The 16,895-nt window shown below is 71.3% G+C and carries 14 protein-coding genes; 7 read left to right on the forward strand and 7 right to left on the reverse strand.

Features of this window, described 5'->3' with window-relative positions:
* Nucleotides 1-58 precede the first annotated feature (58 nt).
* On the reverse strand, nucleotides 59-3,658 hold the full coding sequence (locus I6A81_RS20925; RefSeq protein ID WP_202999990.1) for a WD40 repeat domain-containing serine/threonine protein kinase: 3,600 nt from the start codon (nucleotides 3,656-3,658) through the stop codon (nucleotides 59-61).
* Nucleotides 3,659-4,183: 525 nt separating this feature from the next.
* Nucleotides 4,184-4,756, reverse strand: coding sequence for a MarR family winged helix-turn-helix transcriptional regulator (locus I6A81_RS20930; RefSeq protein WP_202999989.1), 573 nt, complete (start codon nucleotides 4,754-4,756; stop codon nucleotides 4,184-4,186).
* Between the two features lie 60 nt (nucleotides 4,757-4,816).
* Between I6A81_RS20930 and I6A81_RS20935 the strand changes: the two genes are divergently transcribed.
* From I6A81_RS20935 to I6A81_RS20950, 4 genes are all read left to right on the forward strand, one after another.
* Nucleotides 4,817-5,668 (forward strand): alpha/beta fold hydrolase, encoded by an 852-nt coding sequence (locus I6A81_RS20935; RefSeq protein ID WP_202999987.1) that lies wholly within the window; start codon nucleotides 4,817-4,819, stop codon nucleotides 5,666-5,668.
* Between the two features lie 71 nt (nucleotides 5,669-5,739).
* Nucleotides 5,740-6,054 (forward strand): pentapeptide repeat-containing protein, encoded by a 315-nt coding sequence (locus I6A81_RS20940; RefSeq protein ID WP_202999986.1) that lies wholly within the window; start codon nucleotides 5,740-5,742, stop codon nucleotides 6,052-6,054.
* 408 nt (nucleotides 6,055-6,462) lie between these two features.
* The gene (locus tag I6A81_RS20945) at nucleotides 6,463-7,164 is read left to right on the forward strand and encodes a cysteine hydrolase family protein (protein WP_202999985.1); all 702 of its coding nucleotides are present in this window, start codon (nucleotides 6,463-6,465) and stop codon (nucleotides 7,162-7,164) included.
* A 181-nt stretch (nucleotides 7,165-7,345) separates the two neighbouring features.
* Nucleotides 7,346-9,004 (forward strand): permease family protein, encoded by a 1,659-nt coding sequence (locus tag I6A81_RS20950; protein ID WP_202999984.1) that lies wholly within the window; start codon nucleotides 7,346-7,348, stop codon nucleotides 9,002-9,004.
* A 260-nt stretch (nucleotides 9,005-9,264) separates the two neighbouring features.
* Here I6A81_RS20950 and I6A81_RS20955 read toward each other — a convergent pair whose 3' ends face one another.
* A complete protein-coding gene (locus I6A81_RS20955) occupies nucleotides 9,265-9,702 on the reverse strand; it encodes a hypothetical protein (RefSeq protein WP_202999983.1) in 438 nt (145 codons plus the stop codon).
* A 534-nt stretch (nucleotides 9,703-10,236) separates the two neighbouring features.
* On the opposite strand from I6A81_RS20955, the gene I6A81_RS20960 reads away from it, so the two are divergent.
* Nucleotides 10,237-11,229 (forward strand): aldo/keto reductase, encoded by a 993-nt coding sequence (locus I6A81_RS20960; protein WP_203000033.1) that lies wholly within the window; start codon nucleotides 10,237-10,239, stop codon nucleotides 11,227-11,229.
* Nucleotides 11,230-11,621: 392 nt separating this feature from the next.
* Here the strand turns inward: I6A81_RS20960 and I6A81_RS20965 are convergent, their stop codons facing one another.
* Complete coding sequence (locus I6A81_RS20965; protein ID WP_202999982.1) at nucleotides 11,622-11,993, reverse strand: winged helix-turn-helix transcriptional regulator; 372 nt, start codon at nucleotides 11,991-11,993, stop codon at nucleotides 11,622-11,624.
* Nucleotides 11,994-12,316: 323 nt separating this feature from the next.
* Between I6A81_RS20965 and I6A81_RS20970 the strand changes: the two genes are divergently transcribed.
* Both I6A81_RS20970 and I6A81_RS20975 read left to right on the forward strand, forming a co-directional pair.
* On the forward strand, nucleotides 12,317-12,679 hold the full coding sequence (locus tag I6A81_RS20970; protein WP_238428267.1) for a luciferase domain-containing protein: 363 nt from the start codon (nucleotides 12,317-12,319) through the stop codon (nucleotides 12,677-12,679).
* A gap of 117 nt (nucleotides 12,680-12,796) precedes the next feature.
* On the forward strand, nucleotides 12,797-13,189 hold the full coding sequence (locus I6A81_RS20975; protein WP_202999979.1) for an EthD domain-containing protein: 393 nt from the start codon (nucleotides 12,797-12,799) through the stop codon (nucleotides 13,187-13,189).
* Nucleotides 13,190-13,295: 106 nt separating this feature from the next.
* Here the strand turns inward: I6A81_RS20975 and I6A81_RS20980 are convergent, their stop codons facing one another.
* From I6A81_RS20980 to I6A81_RS20990, 3 genes are all read right to left on the reverse strand, one after another.
* Nucleotides 13,296-14,234 carry an alpha/beta hydrolase gene (locus tag I6A81_RS20980; RefSeq protein WP_202999977.1) on the reverse strand — a complete coding sequence of 313 codons (939 nt, stop codon included), beginning with the start codon at nucleotides 14,232-14,234 and terminating at the stop codon, nucleotides 13,296-13,298.
* A gap of 169 nt (nucleotides 14,235-14,403) precedes the next feature.
* Nucleotides 14,404-15,246: a LuxR C-terminal-related transcriptional regulator gene (locus I6A81_RS20985; RefSeq protein WP_202999975.1), complete on the reverse strand. Its 843-nt coding sequence runs from the start codon at nucleotides 15,244-15,246 to the stop codon at nucleotides 14,404-14,406.
* Between the two features lie 604 nt (nucleotides 15,247-15,850).
* Nucleotides 15,851-16,639 carry a TetR/AcrR family transcriptional regulator gene (locus I6A81_RS20990; RefSeq protein ID WP_202999973.1) on the reverse strand — a complete coding sequence of 263 codons (789 nt, stop codon included), beginning with the start codon at nucleotides 16,637-16,639 and terminating at the stop codon, nucleotides 15,851-15,853.
* Nucleotides 16,640-16,895: the final 256 nt, after the last annotated feature.

Genomic DNA, 16,895 nt, shown 5'->3' on the forward strand with positions numbered 1-16,895 from the left:
GTCGTCGACGCCTACGCCGATCCGGAATCCGAGGCCGAGGAGGCCGGCAGGTCGCTGGTCACTCCGGGGACTCGGGCGGGAATGTGTAGTCCCAGGCAAGCTCCCAGGCGCACAGCCGGGAGTCCATGTCGGCGGTCGCCAGCAGCGTGCCGTCCCGGTTCAGGGTCGCCTGGTAGACCGGTGCCCGGTGGCTCTCCAACGTGCGCAGGCAGCGCCCGGACGAGACGTCCCACACCCGCACCTGGCGGTCCCAGTCGCCGGTGATCGCGAACGTCCCGTCGGCACTGAGGGCGAAGGCCTGTGGCGTTTTCGGCAGCCGCAGGGTCTGGCGCGTCTGTCCAGTGTCGGTGGCCCACACCCGCAGCACGTCGTGATCAGGCGTCGCGGCCAGCGCGCCGTCCGCGCTGAAGGCGATGGCGGGCTCGCCGGGAACATGGGTGCCGCCCGCGCGGTCCACGGAGAAGCGGAGCGCGCCGTCGCCGACGTCCCAGGCGCCGACCGACCGGCCTCCGGACACGAAGAGGGTCCGGCTGTCGGCGCTGAAGTCGAGGCGCTCGTATCGGGCGCGCGACCCCAGCGCCCACCTGGGACGGTCCGCGTCGAGCGACCACAGCTTGACGTCGTGGTCGACGAAGGGGTTGCCAGACAGGTCGACGTCCGGGCGGATGCCGCCGAGCGTGGCCGCATGCCGGCCGTCAGGGCTGAGCGCGACCGTGTGCACCGCGCCGTCGTGTGCCCGCACCTCGCGCAGGATCTCGCCCGTGGTCAGCCGGAGCAGGCGCAGGTCGCCGGACTCGTAACCCATCAGGACGCGATCGTCCGTGGGCGTGAGCGCGAACGCGGAGATCGCGCCCAGCTCGGTGGTGAACAAGTACATGTTGCCGTCGGTGAGACTCAACAACCGCACCGTGCCCTGAGCGGTCAGGACCACGAGCAGGCGCTCGTCGAGGGCGAACTGGATGTCCTGGGCACCCCCGCCGGTGCCACGGTCGAAGACATGCAGCCGCTCCCCGGCGGCGAAGTCCCAGACCTCCACCTCGCCGGTCCACCGGCCGGTCGCCGAGACCAGGCCGTCCCCGGTCATGGCCAGGGCCAACGGCCGCGTGAACACCCCGTTCCCGTCGAACGCGTACAGCGGCCACGCGCCGAGCAGGGCGGACCTGCGGCCGTGCGCGCCGACCCGCGCCCACGCCGCCCGCAGATCCGGGTGGCGGGCGAAACCCGGCATCTCCTGGGCGGACCGCAGGGCCTCGGCGGCGGCGGAGAGTCGACCCTGTGCCGTCAGGCCATCCACCCGGTCCATCAGCTCGCCGAACACGTCCCGCGCCCCGGTGACCTCACGGGCTGACCGCGGCCGCGCGTAGCACCAGGGTGCCTGGTAGTCGGCGGCGGGCAGTGATCGGACCGCCACGTGGCCGCCGCCGATGCCGAGGACGACGACCTGGCCGTCGGCGCTGACCGTCGCGGTGCGCACCCACCGGCCATGGGATGGCAGCTGCTGGTCGAGCGTGCGCAGGCAGCGTCCGGTCGTGGCGTCCCACGCCTGAACCGGCACCCCGGCGTCGCCCGCCGTCACGACGGTCGGGCCGACCGAGCTCACCGCCAGGGACCCCACGGACCGCCAGGTGTGATCGACCTCGCTCACGACAGTGAGTCGGCGCGCGTCCCACAAGGTGAGCGGCCCGCGCCACCAGGCGACCACGGCGCACCGCGCGTCGGGGGACACCGCCGCGATGTCCATCGGGTACTTGCGCACGGGACTGCCGCCCAGCGTTCCCCTCGGCGGCCCGACCAGCGTCGCGGTACAGGTCCTGCTGGCCACGTCCCAGGTACGGACGGTTCCGTCGCCGTCTCCCATGAGCCCGCCGAACGACGCCGACAGTGCCCGGCCGCCGTCGTGGCTCAGCGCCAGCGCGCTGATCGCCCCCGTGTGGCGGTCCACCGTGCCGACGTATCGGGGCGTACCCGACTCCCAGATCCGGATCACGCCGCTCGCGGACCCCGTCGCGACGTACCGGCCGTCGCCGCTCACCGCCACGGCTGTCACGGCGGTATCCCCGTCGATCTTCTCCAGCTCCCGTCGCCGGCCGCGCCCGAGGTCCCACACCTCGGCGGCGCCGTCCCGGACGGCGAGCCCGACCGTGCCGGCCGCGTCCATCGCCACGGCCGTGACGGGCTGTCCGCGCTTCGTGAGGGTGCGCCGCACCCGCCGCCTGCCGCGCGCCGGCGCCCAGAGCAGCAGCCTGCCCCCGCGGTCGCCGGACAGGACGAGGCCGCCGTCGGCGCTGCTCGCGACGGCCGACACGTCCGCGTCGTGGTCGTCGAGGCCCACGTGGACCCGCGGCGGGCGATGCTCCCACGCGGTGAGCGCCGCGGCGACGTCCGCCGAGTCCGGGTCGGCGGCGGACGCCTCCCGCAACAGTTCCCCGGCCCGCTCGTCCTCGTGCCGCTCCAGCTGCGCGGCGCCGAGGAGCAGGGCGCCGTGCCCCGCCGGCCCGCCGCCGTCGGCGGCGAGCGCCGCCTCGACGTCCGTGACGAGCTCCTCGCCGGTCTGCCGGCCCGACCGCCAGCGGTGCAGGCCGAGGTTGTAGACCGAGGGAAGGTGGTACGGGTCGGTGTCGAGAGCCCGCGACCACAGCTGTTCGGCCTCCTCGATCAGGCCCAGGTCCAGGAACGACAGGGCCTGGTTCGACAGGCCGTCCGCCAGCAGGCGCGCCGGCCTGGGCACGGGCCGTTCGTAGGCGGCGCCGACGAGCTCGGGGTACAGCCCGCACAGCCGTGCCGCCACGTCGGCGAGGCTCGCGGGGCGGGCGGCCGGGTCGGCGGCGAAGCACTCGCGCAGCAGGACCGCCACGTCCGCGGGCATCGGCGGGATCCGCGGGTCGCGGGCGCCGCCGTCGCGCCCGAACGCGTCGAGCGCGTCCCCGGCCGCCGGGCCGTGGCGCCACGGCCGGCCGCCCGCGAACATCTCCAGGACGGTCACCGCCCAGGACCACACGTCCGTCGCGGTGGTCAGCCGGACGCTCCGGTCCACGGCGGCGCTGGCCTGTTCCGGCGAGCAGTAGGCGGGCGTCATCCCGCCGAAGCTGACTCCCACCGGACCGTCCGGTGGCCGGGCGGGGGCGCTCTCGTCGGCGGCCGCCCGCGCCTTGGCCACGCCGAAGTCGGTCACCTTGGCCGTGCCGTCCGGTTCCAGCATCACGTTGGCGGGTTTGACGTCCATGTGGACGAGCCCGGCCTCGTGCGCGTGGGCGAGGCCCCACGCCATCTGGACGGCCGTGTCGAGAATCCGGCCGAGAGCGGCCCGCCCGCCGCCCGCGTAAAGGCCCCGGCCGCTCACGGCCTGCGCGAGGCTTCCGCCGTCCACCCACTCGGCGAACACCCGGGGGATGTCGTCGATGGTGCGGACGTACGCGCAGGCGACCGTGTGCGGGTGCAGCCCGAGTTTCACCCAGGTGGCGGCCTCGGCCTCGAAACGGGCGCGGCCCGTCGGCGTGCGGACCGTCTTCGAGCGCGGCGTCTTCACGGCCATGTCGACCCGCCAGCCGCGATGACGCACCCGGTGAACGACGCCCATGCCGCCGCTGTGCACCACGTCGAGCACCTCGTACAGGCCGAGCACCACGTCGCCCGGTTCCCAGTCCCCAACCCGCGTCATGGCTTCAGCCGACCAGCGGGTCGAGAGACCCCGGCGCGCCGAAGAAACCCTGCGCGGCGAAGAAACCCCGCGCCGAAGAAACCCCGCGTCCGCATGCGGCCCCCGTCGTCTGGCCGAAACATGTCGCAAGAACCAGACTACTCCTGACGGAAGAGCGTTCAGTACGTGTTCGGGGACCACCACGTCGGGCGAAAACATTCGATCTTGACCACAAATCGTTCATTCCCGAGACCTCACGGCGGGCCGGCGGCACCTTTGAGGACGGGCAGCCAGGCGACCGGAACGCCTGATCGTAAGAAACCGCGGTCATGTCCGCTGGCCCTGGCCGACGGAACAGACCGACGAGGAGCCGCTGTCTGCCCGCGCCGGCGCCTGCCGCCCGGCGCCGTCCATACAGAAAGCAGGGCATGTTCAGCAACCGGATGAGGCCTCCGCTCGAGGTCACCATCGGCGGGCACCCGTCCACCCGCGGATCCGCGGCGACCCGCGACCCGAGGCCTGCCTGGTCATCTGGCCGGCGATGGTTCAGTCGTCGGACCGGTCGCGGCTGCTCCCGCCGCGGTCGGCGTCGCCGTCCCGGTCACCGTCGCGGTCGCGGTCGTCGAGGGCGTCGAGCATCGCGGTGAGCACGCGTAGGGTCGCGTCGACGTCGGCGCCGGTGATGGTCCCGGCGACCTGGCGCAGCAGGTCGTGCTCGCGCGCGGCCACGGCGCCGATCGCCTGGCCACCGGTGGGCGTGAGCCGGACGTGGTGGGAACGGCGGTGGGCGGGATTGTCGACGGTCTCGACCCAGCCAGCGGCCCGGGCGTCGTTGACCATCCGCTGCACGAACTGGCGGCTGAGGTCCTGGTCGCGGGCCAGCTGGGGAACGGTCAGCGTGCCGCGCCGGCGCAACTGGTCCAGCACGGCGCGGACGCCGACGGACATGCCCATCGCTGGTTGGCTGCGTTCGACCACGCGCAGGACCTTGCGGTACAGCGGGCCGACGACGAGGTAGACCTCGGCCAGTCGGTTCGCCAGGTCGTCGGGCGCGAGCTGCGCCTCTGGGCTGGGCGCGTCGGGGCCGGGCGAGAGGCGGTTGGGCCGGGAGGAGCTCACAGGTCAAGGTTATGACACCTGGGTTGTCAATCCTCGTTACGGCATGACACCTTGGGTGTCATGACCGCGATGCTGGCTCCTCTGCGCACCCTCGACCTCGGCGACCAGCGCATCGCCTATCTGGACCGCGACCTGGGCGCCGGCGGCATCCCGCTGGTCCTCCTGCACGGCGGCGGGGTCGATCACCGGATGTGGTCCGCCCAGCTCGACGCGTTCCCCGAGCGCCGCGTCCTGGTGCCGGATGCCCGTGGGCACGGCTGGTCCTCGACGCCGTCGATGCCCTACCGTCTCTGCGACGACGTCGTCGCCCTCCTCGACGCGCTGGAGATCGACCGGGCAGTCCTGGTGGGCGTGTCGATGGGTGGGGGCACCGCCGTGGACACCGCCCTCGAACACCCCGACCGGGTGGCCGGCCTCGTGGTGAGTGGTACCGGCACCAGCGAGCCGGACTTCCAGGAGCCCTGGGTGCTCGACATCCAGGAGACCTGGCGGCGTACGGAGGAAGCCGGCGACCTCGAGGGCTGGATCGAGGCGTTCATGCGGTTCGTGCCCGGACCTCGTCGCGGCGCCAACGCCGTCGAGCCCGACGTGACCCGCCTCGTCGACACGATGGTGCGGGGCACGCTGGCCACCCACCTCCTGCGCGGGCCCGGAGGAGCGCCGGTGCCCCCGCACCCGCCGACCCCGGTCACCGACACGTGGGCGCGCGTGCCGCGGATCGGCGTGCCGGTGCTCGCGGCGGTCGGGGCGCTGGACGGCGACGACCACCTGCGGATGGGCCGGCGGCTCGCCGACTCCGTCCCGCACGGGAGCCTCGTGACCATCGACGGCACCGCCCACTACCCGAATATGGAACGCCCGGACGCCTTCAACGCCGCCATCGCCGGCTTTCTCGCGACTCACCACCTCTGACCCGCCCCTCCGCCCGAGGCAGACGGCGGCCGTCAGGACGGCACCAGACCGGCGTTGGCGACGGACAGTTGATGGACCTGTTCGACCTGGCCAGCCGCACCCTTGGCGGCGCCGACCTCCGCGGGGTCGGCCTCGACGCCGCGGACCCGACCGGTGCCCGGCTGGACCGGGCGGACCTGACCGGTACCGTGCTGGCCAGGGCGAACCCGACCGACGCGCTCGAGCGGGCGCGGGGCAGGTGGATGTGGCGTTCGGGGACGAGGGGACGCGGCTGCCGGCGGGGCCTTCGCGGCCGGCGTCGTGGCTGCCGGCCACGAGTTGACAGGGCTGCGCGGGCGGCCGGCCGGACCCGGCGGCGGCCGTCCTCGACGCGGTCGTCGACGTGACCAGCGCGCCCGCGGCCGAGGGAGCCGAAGCCGCTCCAGCCAGAACGGCGGAAAGTCATGGCTTGGCTACATAGTGTCGCTGACGGCCGTTCCGTGGTTCTGTATACGGCATAGGATACGAGGCCGTATACATCATTTACTGCTGCGTTACACAGCGACACGCGGCCCGAAACCAGGCGGCCCGACAGTCATCGCCAGGCAGCTAGCGCCCGCGGTATCCAGGCCCAAACCCCGACCGAATCGCACGTATGAGGTCTCCCGAGTCCGGGTATCCGGCCGGCTTGCCCCTGTCCCGGTCCTCGTCCCCGTACAGCGATCCGAGCAATGAGCCGACGGCCGTACTGGCCGGTTCGGTACTTCCAGGTCGCCGCATACCGTCCCCGTCTCCGCCGACGACAGGACTCTGGCATGACAAGCGCACCACTCACCCTCCTGGCACGTCCATACGACTTCACCTTCGACCCGGCCACGACCGCGCTCGTCGTCATCGACATGCAGCGCGACTTCATGGAGCCGGGCGGTTTCGGTGAAAGCCTCGGTAACGACGTGTCCCAACTGCGGAGCACCATCGAGCCGCTGGCGGCGGTTCTCGCCGCGGTCCGCGCCGCCGGCCTGACCGTCATCCACACCCGAGAAGGCCACCTGCCGGACCTCTCGGACCTGCCCCCGGCCAAGCTGAACCGGGGGGACGCGGCCCTGAAGATCGGCGACGTGGGCCCGAAGGGGCGAATTCTCATTCGCGGCGAATACGGCCAGGACATCATCGACGAACTCGCGCCGGTCGAGGGCGAGATCGTCATCGACAAGCCGGGGAAGGGTGCTTTCTACGCCACCTCGTTCGGCGACGTCCTGGCGGAGAAGGGCATAAAGAGCCTCGTCGTCACCGGGGTCACGACCGAGGTGTGCGTGCACACGACGGTCCGGGAGGCCAACGACCGCGGTTACGAGTGCCTGGTCCTTTCCGACTGCGTCGGCAGCTACTTCCCGGAGTTCCAGCGGGTCGCGCTCGAAATGATCGCCGCCCAGGGCGGCATCTTCGGCTGGGTCGCGCCGTCGGCCGCGTTCATCGACGCGCTCGCGCCCCTCTCGGCGGCGTCGGCCGCCCAGTAACCGGCGCCCAGGCGCCCAGTAGCGGGCGCCGAAGCGCCGAGTGACCGCCGGCCGGTGACCGCCGGCGGTGATTCAGGAATCCGGCCGCCGCGCGCCGGGCCGGCCACGACCGGCCCGCGGCCGCGGCGAGCGCCCGGGCAGCCGCGTCGCGGCTGTGCCCACCGTCATCGAGGAGTCTGTCATGGTGAAGTTCCCAGGGACGGGCGGCACAGCCACCGCCGGTCCGCCGCTGTGGGTCCGGGGCGACCTCAACGCGTTCTTCGGGCTCGGCATCAACGTGCTGGTCAACGTCCTGGTGCTGACCGGGCTGTGTATCGGCGTCGTCGCCATTCCCAAGGGAGACGTGCTCGGCACGATTCTGCCCGCTCTCGGGATCGCACTGATCCTGGGAAACCTGTACTACACCTACCTGGCCCGCCGGCTCGCGGTGAAAGAGGGCCGGTCGGACGTCACGGCGATGCCCTACGGCCCCAGCGTGCCGCACATGTTCATCGTCACGTTCGTCATCATGCTGCCGATCTACCTCAAGACGAAGGACCCGTTCAAGGCGTGGGAAGCCGGCATGGCATGGGCCTTCATCATCGGCGTGATCGTCATGCTCGGCGCGTTCGTCGGGCCCACGATCCGCCGCTACGCCCCCCGGGCGGCCATGCTGGGCACGCTGGCGGGCATCTCGATCGCCTTCATCTCGATGCGGCCGGCAGGGCAGATGTGGGAGGCGGCCTGGATCTCGCTGCCGGTCTTCGCCCTGCTCCTCGTCGGACTGCTCACCGACATCAAGCTCCCCTGGAATCTGCCGATCGGGGCGGTCGCGCTGCTGGTGGGCACCGCGATCGGCTGGATCGGCGGTTTCATGGACGCCCCGGACGTGAGCTCGGCGGCCAAGGACATCGCGCTGGCGGTACCCGACTTCCGGTTCGACATGCTCTTCTCGGGGCTGGCGGACCTCTCGCCGCTGCTGGCGACGGCCATCCCGCTCGGCGTCTACAACTTCACCGAGGCCATGACCAACGTGGAGAGCGCCGCGTCGGCCGGTGACAACTACAACCTGCGCGCGGTCCTGCTCGCCGACGGCTTCGGCGCCGTGGTCGGTTCCTGCCTGGGCTCGCCGTTCCCGCCCGCCGTCTACATCGGCCACCCGGGCTGGAAGGGCGCCGGCGGCCGCACCGGCTATTCGCTGGCCACCGGAGTGATGATCGCGGTCCTGTGCTTCTTTGGCCTGTTCAGTCTCCTCGGCGCGGTACTCCCGCTGCCGGCGATCGTGCCGATCCTGCTCTACATCGGCCTGCTGATCGGCGCCCAGGCCTTCCAGGTCTCGCCCAGGGCGCACGCGGCCGCGGTGGTCGCGGCCCTGTTGCCCAACATCGCCTCGTGGGCGGTCGGGCTGATGGACAACGCGCTGGCGGCCGCCGGCACCACGGCGACCCAGGTGGGCTACGACAAGATCAATCAGGCTGGGGTCGTCTACGAAGGTCTGATGATCTTTGGTCAGGGGGCGATCCTGGCCGGCCTGGTGCTCGGCTCGATCGTCGCCTTCATCATCGACAAACGGTTCGTCCCCGCGGCGATCTTCTCGGTGGTCGGCGCGGTGCTGTCGTTCATCGGCCTGATCCATGGCGAGAAGGTCGAGTGGGACGCCAACGGCCAGGTGGCCCTGGGCTACCTGATCCTGGCCGCGGTCTGCGTCGCCTTCGCCCTGACCAAGCCGGCGCCGCGGGTGCCGGACGCGGACGAGATCGAGCTGGAGCGCGTCCACGGGGTGCCCCAGCAGCCGAAGAAGCAGGACAAGGACAGCAGCGAGCCCGGCTCCGCGCCGGAGGTGCCGGCCCCCGCGAGCTGACCAGTCTGACCGCCGTCCGCCGCCGCCGTCCGCCGCCGCCCGCGGCGGCGCCGGGGCCAGGCCCGGCGGCGCGCGCGGTACACCAGTTCGTCCTGGGCACCCAGTTAGGCGGGGCGCGCGGCGGGCGGGCGCGCCCCGCCGAACACGGCCCTGTCGCGTGCCGCGACCGGAGAACGAAAAGGTTCTCCCGGCGTCCCCTCTCGGTTACCTGGACGATCCGAGCTCCGTCGAGGAAATACGCGGGAATGTCGGCTCCCAGGTCAGCCCGTGATCGTGACCTGTGCCTCCATGTAGATTGCCGCCCCGCTGGCCACGTGGACCAGATAATCTCCGGGCATGAGGGGGCCGGAGTTTCCGGTATACGGAATCGTGACCGAGGTGGCGAAGTTGCCCCTGGAGTCCGGGTCCACGCGCCCGAGCGCGGCCTTGTTCCAGTCGAGCCGCGGGTCGTCGGTGACGAGGCTGATTTCGACGCCCGTCGTCGGCACCCGCCGGGGGTCGTACTTCGGCTCGAGGTCGCAGAATATGATGGTCAGCACGGCTCCGCGGCTCAGCAGAGAGCTCGAGATTTGGTAGATGTCCTCGCCCGAGCTTCCGCTGACCTCCTCGAGGAGCGGGCAGGTGGTCGTGTCCGAGGTTCCGCCGAGCGCCGGTCCTCGAGGATTTCCCCTCGCCTGGGCTGTTCCCGCGACTGCCACGGGAGCGACCATCAGCGCGGCTGCGAGCGCGAGTCCCGAAACCCTGCGACGCATGTGGCACCTTCCCCTTCGACCTCGTGAACAGCCCGAAGCCTGCCTGGTGGAACGTGTCGCCTACGAACCGCGGGGAAAAGAATCACCGGGCTCCCGCGCGCTCTACCTTCCCGGCCTCACGGTGACATAAACGCGCCCCGTGACCCCGCGTTTGTGGGCGCAAATACCGGACGATGTCGGCCCGTGGCCGCCAGCCGGCCTCCGTCGTCATCCGCCGAACCGGATGACGGCACGGAGGCATCACTGCCTCGTCGTCTTCGGCCGCGACCGCGACGTCCGGGCTCATCCGCGGGCCTACGACCGGGCCGCCCGCGCAGAGCTGTGGGAGCCCAGTCCCCACCTGGTCGACCACCCGGGCGTTCCTGAGCCTGGGCGGCCCAGGCCGAGGGTGGCCCTGTCACGGCCTCCCTGCGCCGGGCGCGCCGTTGCACGATGCGGCACATGGGCAGCGCCATTCGCACACCGACAAATGGTCTGACGATGCGGTACCGGCTCTTCGGCCAGACCGGCCTACGGGTCTCGGAGCTCTTCCTCGGAACGATGACCATTCCCGACGCGGCCGCGTGCCGCCGTGTCGTCGAGGCCTATGCCGACGCGGGCGGCAACGTTCTCGACACCGCGTCGGCGTACGGCGAGAGCGAGACCATGCTCGGCTCGGTCATCGACCGGCGTGACCGCTTTCTCCTCGCCACGAAGTACACGCTGTCGAGGGACGCCGGCGACCCCAACGCCTCGGGCAACCACCGCAAGAACCTGGTGCTCTCGCTGGAACAGAGCCTGCGCCGGCTGCGCACCGACTACATCGACATCTATTGGGTGCACCTCTGGGACCGGCACACCCCGATCGAGGAGACCATGCGCGCGCTGGACGACATCGTCCGCGCGGGGAAGGTCCTCTACGTCGGCATCTCCGACGCTCCGGCCTGGATCGTCGCCCGGGCGAACACCCTCGCGCAGTGGCGCGACTGGTCGCCGTTCGCCGGCGTGCAGGTGCCCTACAACCTGCTGACCCGCGACATCGAGCGGGAACTGCTGCCGATGGCGGAGTCGCTCGGGCTGACCGTGGCCGCCTGGTCGCCGCTCGCCGGCGGCGTGCTCTCCGGTGTCGTCGACGCGCCCGACGGCCCCGGGCGCTCGGCGCGGGTCGACCCACGGGCGCTCACCGCGCGGGACCGGGCCGCCGCGGCGGCCGTCCGCGCGGTCGCCGAGGAGCTGGGTGCCACCCCCGCCCAGGTGGCGCTCGCCTGGACGCGTGCCAGATCCGCGGCGGTGCACCCGATCATGGGCATCAACAACACCGAGCAACTCGCCGAGAACCTGGGCGCGCTCGGCCTCGTTCTGCCGCCGGACGCGATCCGGCGGCTGGAATCCGCCGTCGAGTTCCAGCTCGGCTTCCCCGGCGACTTCATCGCGGAGTGCGAGCCCAGCTCGTTCGTCTTCGGCGACACCGCGACGAAGGTGGACGGGCGGTAACCACCGGCGCGAGCGCGCCCACGCGCCTTCTCTCCGACGCCGAGCAGGAGGCCATCGAGGCGATCCCACGGCACGGTCCGCCGCCGCGAGATCCTCGGAGACCAGCAGCACGATCGCCTTGGGCGGGAGGCGGACCTGGCGAGCTTCGAGTCCGGGAGCGGCGGACGAGGGCGACAGCAGACCGTCGCCTGACCATGTGCCCAGGCCGGCGCCGCTCCCGGCAACATTCGTCCGACCAGCACGCGTCCGACCGCCGGCATGATCGCCGAATGCCCGCGGAAACGGCTCGACGGACAACCGGTGTCCTCGCCGTCTCCGCGGGCAACTAACGATCAACCATCTCGCGCGCCGCTTTGGACCGCGGCGAACCATCGCGGCGCCGGCACCAGACTCTAGATCGCCTCGTCGTAGGCGTGCCGGGCCTGCTCCACCTCGTGCAGGTGTGCCTCTGACCAGTCCACCAGCGTCTCGAAGACCGGCACCAGGGAGAGCGCGAGCTGCGTCATCTCGTACTCGACCCGGGGCGGGATCTCGGCGTAGTAGGTGCGGGCGACCAGACCGTCCCGCTCAAGCTGGCGCAGCCGCTGGGTGAGCACCTTGGGGCTGATCGTGGGAAGGCGCCGCTCGATCTCGTTGAACCGCTGTCGGCCGTGGAGCCGCAGCACCCACAGGATCGGCGTGGTCCACCGGCTGAAGACCAGGTCCACCACCGGGTTGATCGGACAGGAGTCCAGCGACTGGCTGACGATCGCCCGCTTGGCCACGACACCCTCCCTCAGGCTTCGCTCTTGATTGGATCCCTCTGGGAAGTCGCTTTCCTTTAGGAACCTACTATACGGCGGGTGTTAGCTTCGTCTGCGTCGTCGCCAGAAACGGCGGCCTGACCAGGGCAACCGGCCGCCGCGCGGCCGGGCGCGCCGCCACGAGCCACCGCCGGTCGCGTCGGTGGCGGACCTACGGAGCACCTATGACCATGCCCGCGCTTCCACCTCGGACGGGCCCACGTCCTCGCACCGGGCCGGCGGTGCCACACGAGCAGTTGACGCAGCCCAGCCCGCCGCACGTGCGGGAGCAGCTGGTGCGGTGGATGTCCACGCAGCTGCCCGGGACCAGGACCGGCGAGAGCGAGATCTCGCTGCCCGGGGCGGTGGCCGTCTTCCTGGACGAGTTCCCCTGCGCCGAGGGTGCCGTGCTGCTGCCGCCGCGGCTGGACGCGGAGCTCGGCCACGTGCATGTCGACGGGAGCCTGCACCTGGCGCTGCCGTTGGCCGACCAGGCAGAACTGCTGGCCAAGGGATGGGGCGAGCGCCACCCGCTGTATTCGCCGAGTGTCAACGTGGTGATGCTCTACGCCCCTCGGACGGCCGAGGAGCTCGATGTGGCACATTCCGTGCTCGACGCCTCGTACCGCTACGCGACCGGGCGGGAGCGGGCGCCCGCCCACCCCTGACCAGCCGGCCGGTTCTTCGTCCACGGTCTCCGTGGCCGCCGCCGTGCCGGCGCCAGCTGACCACTCCTCCATAGGTTGTCGTCGGACGACCGACTCAACTGAAGGACGGAACCCGCCATGATCAAAGTGATCATGCTGTTGAAGCGAAAGCCCGGGCTTTCGCTGGCCGAGTTCGTCGAGCACTACGAGAAGGTTCACGTTCCGCTCGTCGAGAAGCTCGCGACCAGGGCCAGGCACTACGAGCGGCACTTCCTGCACCCGATGGGGAACATCGTCGACGGTGGGGAACCCCTGGAGCCGGAGTACGACGTCGTCACGGAGATCTGGTACGACGACCTGGCGGCGTTCACCGACGAGCAGCGGGATGCGCGCCAGCGCCCCGAGCTGGTCGCCGCCGTCATCGCCGACGAGAAGGTCCTGTTCGACCGGGCGAAGACCCGCGTCGCGTTCGCCGAGGACCGAGTCTCCACTCTCGGAGCCAGCGGTCAGCGCACGACGGATGCCTCGTAAGTCCTGGAACCTCTTTGACGGTCCGCGAGGACCGTCCCCAGCGGGTCAGTGGAACGGCGTCGCGGTTCGGCCTGGGCGGCGGGCAAAGCGGCGAGGTGACTCCTGGTTATCCGGCGGTCGGCCGGGGTGGGGGCGCGGTGGGCGCCAGGGCGCGGCCGACGAAGGCGAGCTGGGCGGGCAGGGCGGCGCGCCAGTACACGGGGTCGTGCCCGCCCGGGCCGAAGCCCTGCTCGGTGGCCGCGAGCTCGCTGGCGGCCTGGCGGGAGACGGCGTAGAACGGGTCGCTCTGCCCGCAGTCGATCCGGTAGGTCACGCCCGGGGCCGGCGGCTCGCCCAGGACCTGGTGGGCGGCGAAGTCGGTGGCGGAGTCGAACGCGCCCGGCGCGCTGGCGCCGTAGGCCCGCCACAGCGCCGGGCTGCTCGCCGCCACGGCGGTGACCAGGTCGGGGTGGCGCTGGGCGAGCAGCAGCGCGCCGTAGCCGCCCATCGACCACCCGATCGCCGCGAACCGGGTGGTGCGCAGCCCCTGGTCCGCGAGGCGGGGCAGGATCTCCGTGAGGATCATCCGTTCCGGGTCGTCGCCGGACGCGCGGGGATGCCAGTAGGCCTCGCTGCCGTCGACGGTGACGGCCACGAACGGCGGCGCGGTTCCCGTCCGCGCGGCGTCCGCCAACGCGGTGTCCAGGCCGAGGAGCGTCACGGCGCGCGGCGCGTCGTCGCCCCGGCCATGCAGGACGAGACACAACGGCAGACCGTCGACGGAGCCCACGACCGGTGAGACGACCACCATCGACACGACCTGACCTCGAGCGGCGCTGTGGAACGTCGTCCGCGTCACCGCCGCCGGCCCGTCCGGTACCACCGCCGCGCCGGCGCCCGTCGGCGTCGTGACTCCGCCCGTCGGGCCGGCCGGTCCGCCGCCCTCGGAAGGGATCGGCGCGGGTGCCGCGGCGTCGCCGGAACCTCTTGCCCACCAGGCGCCACCGATGGCACCGGCCACGGCGGTCGGAACCGCCAGCAGGATGGTCCGTCGACTCGGCCGCACACCCACGATCGTGCCATTGCCGGACGGCACCCCGCGGAGCCGGGAGCCAGCATCAGGATGGCCGGCGCTCGGCGGGTGATCTCGAATCCTTCCGGTGACGTCGGTGGACCGCCGAACAGCCGTCACGCGGTCTGATTCCGGCCATGGCCCCAAACGTGGTGGCCGGTGTTTACCGCAACAGGCCGGACTGTCGGGCCACGTGTACGGCCGCGGTCCGGTTGCGCACTCCGAGCTTGCTCCGGATGGTGCGCAGGTATGCCTTGACGGTCTCCGGGCTGACGAACAGCCGCTCGGCGGCCTCCGCGTTGGAAAGTCCCTCGGCGACCAGACCGAGGACGTCCAGCTCGCGCCGGGTGAGCGCGTAGGTGGAATCGGCCCTCGACAACGACTCCAGAATGCTGTTTTCGAACAGGTTCTTGATGACGGCGATCCTCGCCCGGGCAATCGGGGTCGTGACCTCGATTGCCAGCTGTTCCAGCTCGTCGTCGATCTGGCGCAACGCCTGCGCGTCCATGTTCCACCGCTCCAGACCGTCAACCCGGTGGGCCTGCGCGGCACGGGCGACGAAGGCTTCGAGATTCCGTATGAACGCCAGCGCGGTCCTGGTCGTCGCGCTGGCCATCGACTTGTCCGGCCGTAGCGGCAGGTAATGTACGAACAGCACGCGGCCGTCCAGCCGCAGGGGGACGGCGAGCACGGAGTGGATGTCCTCACGGCAGTCGCCGAAGCTCGGCCCGTCGGTACCAGCCCGGACATTCAGGCTGCCGCGCTCGACGACCACGTGCCGTCCGCGCGCCACCGCCCTGCCTCCGATATTCTGCGCCGGGGCCGCGGTCGCTCCCATGATCTGTTCATTCTCCACGCCGTCGGCGCATCGAATGGTCACCACCCTGGTACGCGGATGCACCCAGCCACCGAGCGCGAAATCGGTGCCGGTACGTTCCCGAAGCCTGGACGTGGTCTTGGCGAGGAACTCGTCGACCCCGGGGTCGCAGGGAAACTCTGGTAGCATTCTTCCTCCTCGAAGATCCCCCCACCATCGGTCCGCGGGACGCGGACAGAAGAGCCGCCGAACAGGACTGGCCGGAGCGTTCCAGCGGACGTGGCCGAACTATTGGAGTCGTGCCCGCACCAGCTGGTACCCAACGCGAAGCGGCGGAAAATCGCCGGTTCGACAACTGGTTGGCACGATCGGGTCTCACCGCCGCGCGGCAGGTGCCCGGCTGGCCGCCGACGAGGTCCGCGAGATCCCCGGGCGTCGTCTCCACCCACCCGGACGGACGGTCACCAGGAGCTTGTCCATTTCGGGAGACTGATCGATCCGCCATTCCGGCACAATACGGCCGGCGTCTCGTCCGAGACAAGTCCACGAACGGAGAGGGCCGTCCTGGATTGAGACGTTCTCCCAATACCGATGTCGCGGTCGCCCTCCACAGCCGCGCCAGCGTCAAGCTTCCGCGGGACAACGACCGCGCGAAGCGCGCCGGCCGGGACCGGTTGGTATTCCAACGGCCTGGGGCGGTGTTGACACCCTATTTCGGGGGTGTTTGGCTGACGGGATATTGAATAAAAGGATCCTGTCGCCTCCTCCGGGGAGGCCAGTGAGGCCCGCGCTTTCAGGTCTGCGCGGAGTTCGACGCCCTGGCGAGGCGGCGCAGGATCGAGCGTCCGTCGCCAGACAGCTCGAGGCGTTCGTTCACCTGCTGGTGCCACTCGCGTGGGCGGTGGGCGCCGAGGCCGCCCAGGCAGAACACCGAGAGATCGACCGCGTCGGGTGAGCGGACCCCGTACTCGTTTCCGATGGTCATCGAGGTCAGCAGCGACGTTCGTGCGGAGACCACGAAGTAGGTCGCCGGCTCGATGTCGAGGGCGGTCAGCGAGGCGTCGGCCGTGGCCGCCTCGATCAGCTCGCGGTACAGCGACATCACCGGCACCTGGGAGCGCGCGATGAGGTCGGGATCGGCCTGGCTGAGCTGCCGGCGCAGGTGCACGAGGCCGCGGTCGACGCCGGCCTTGTTGTGCATGGCGGGAAGATGCGCGGCCGCGAGGATCGCGCCGGCCAGCCGTTCGAGCGGGTCGTCCAGGCCGGCGATCGCGGCCCGGATGATCCGCGCGTTCGTGTGCATCGCCTCCTCGAACACCGCGAGCAGCAGATCGTCCTTGCTCGCGAAGTACTGGTAGAGGGTCCGCAGCGACTGGCCGGCCTCGTCGGCCACTTCCTGGACGGTCAGCGACTCGCCGTTCGAGCGCTCGAGCACCTTCGCCGCGGCGCGGATGAAGCGGTTCCCCCGGTCGATCGAGCGTCGCTGGGCCTCCTGCAGCGACCGCGTGACCACGCGTCGTTGCCAGTCCGCTGTGGCGTCGTCGTCGGTCTGGGCACGCTCGCCGACAGCGTCTACATCCATTGCCATGACGTTACCGGATCGTGCAAGTCACACTGGACCGCCACGTGGGCGTGGTCGCGGCACGGGTCTCCGGAGTTGCGGGAGCCCGTTCCTCAGTAGTCGTGGCGCAGCAGACCGATGACGGTCTTCGCGCGCCGCGCGAGCATGACCCGCCCGACGATCCGCGTGTGCTCCGCCCAGTGCGTCTCCGCCGCCGCCGCGTCGCCCTGCTCGATGAGTGTGGCCAGCCGCGCCCGCGAACGTAGGCCGCGCGGCC

The sequence above is a fragment of the Frankia nepalensis genome, assembly GCF_016786325.1.
GTDB classification, from domain to species: domain Bacteria; phylum Actinomycetota; class Actinomycetes; order Frankiales; family Frankiaceae; genus Pseudofrankia; species Pseudofrankia nepalensis.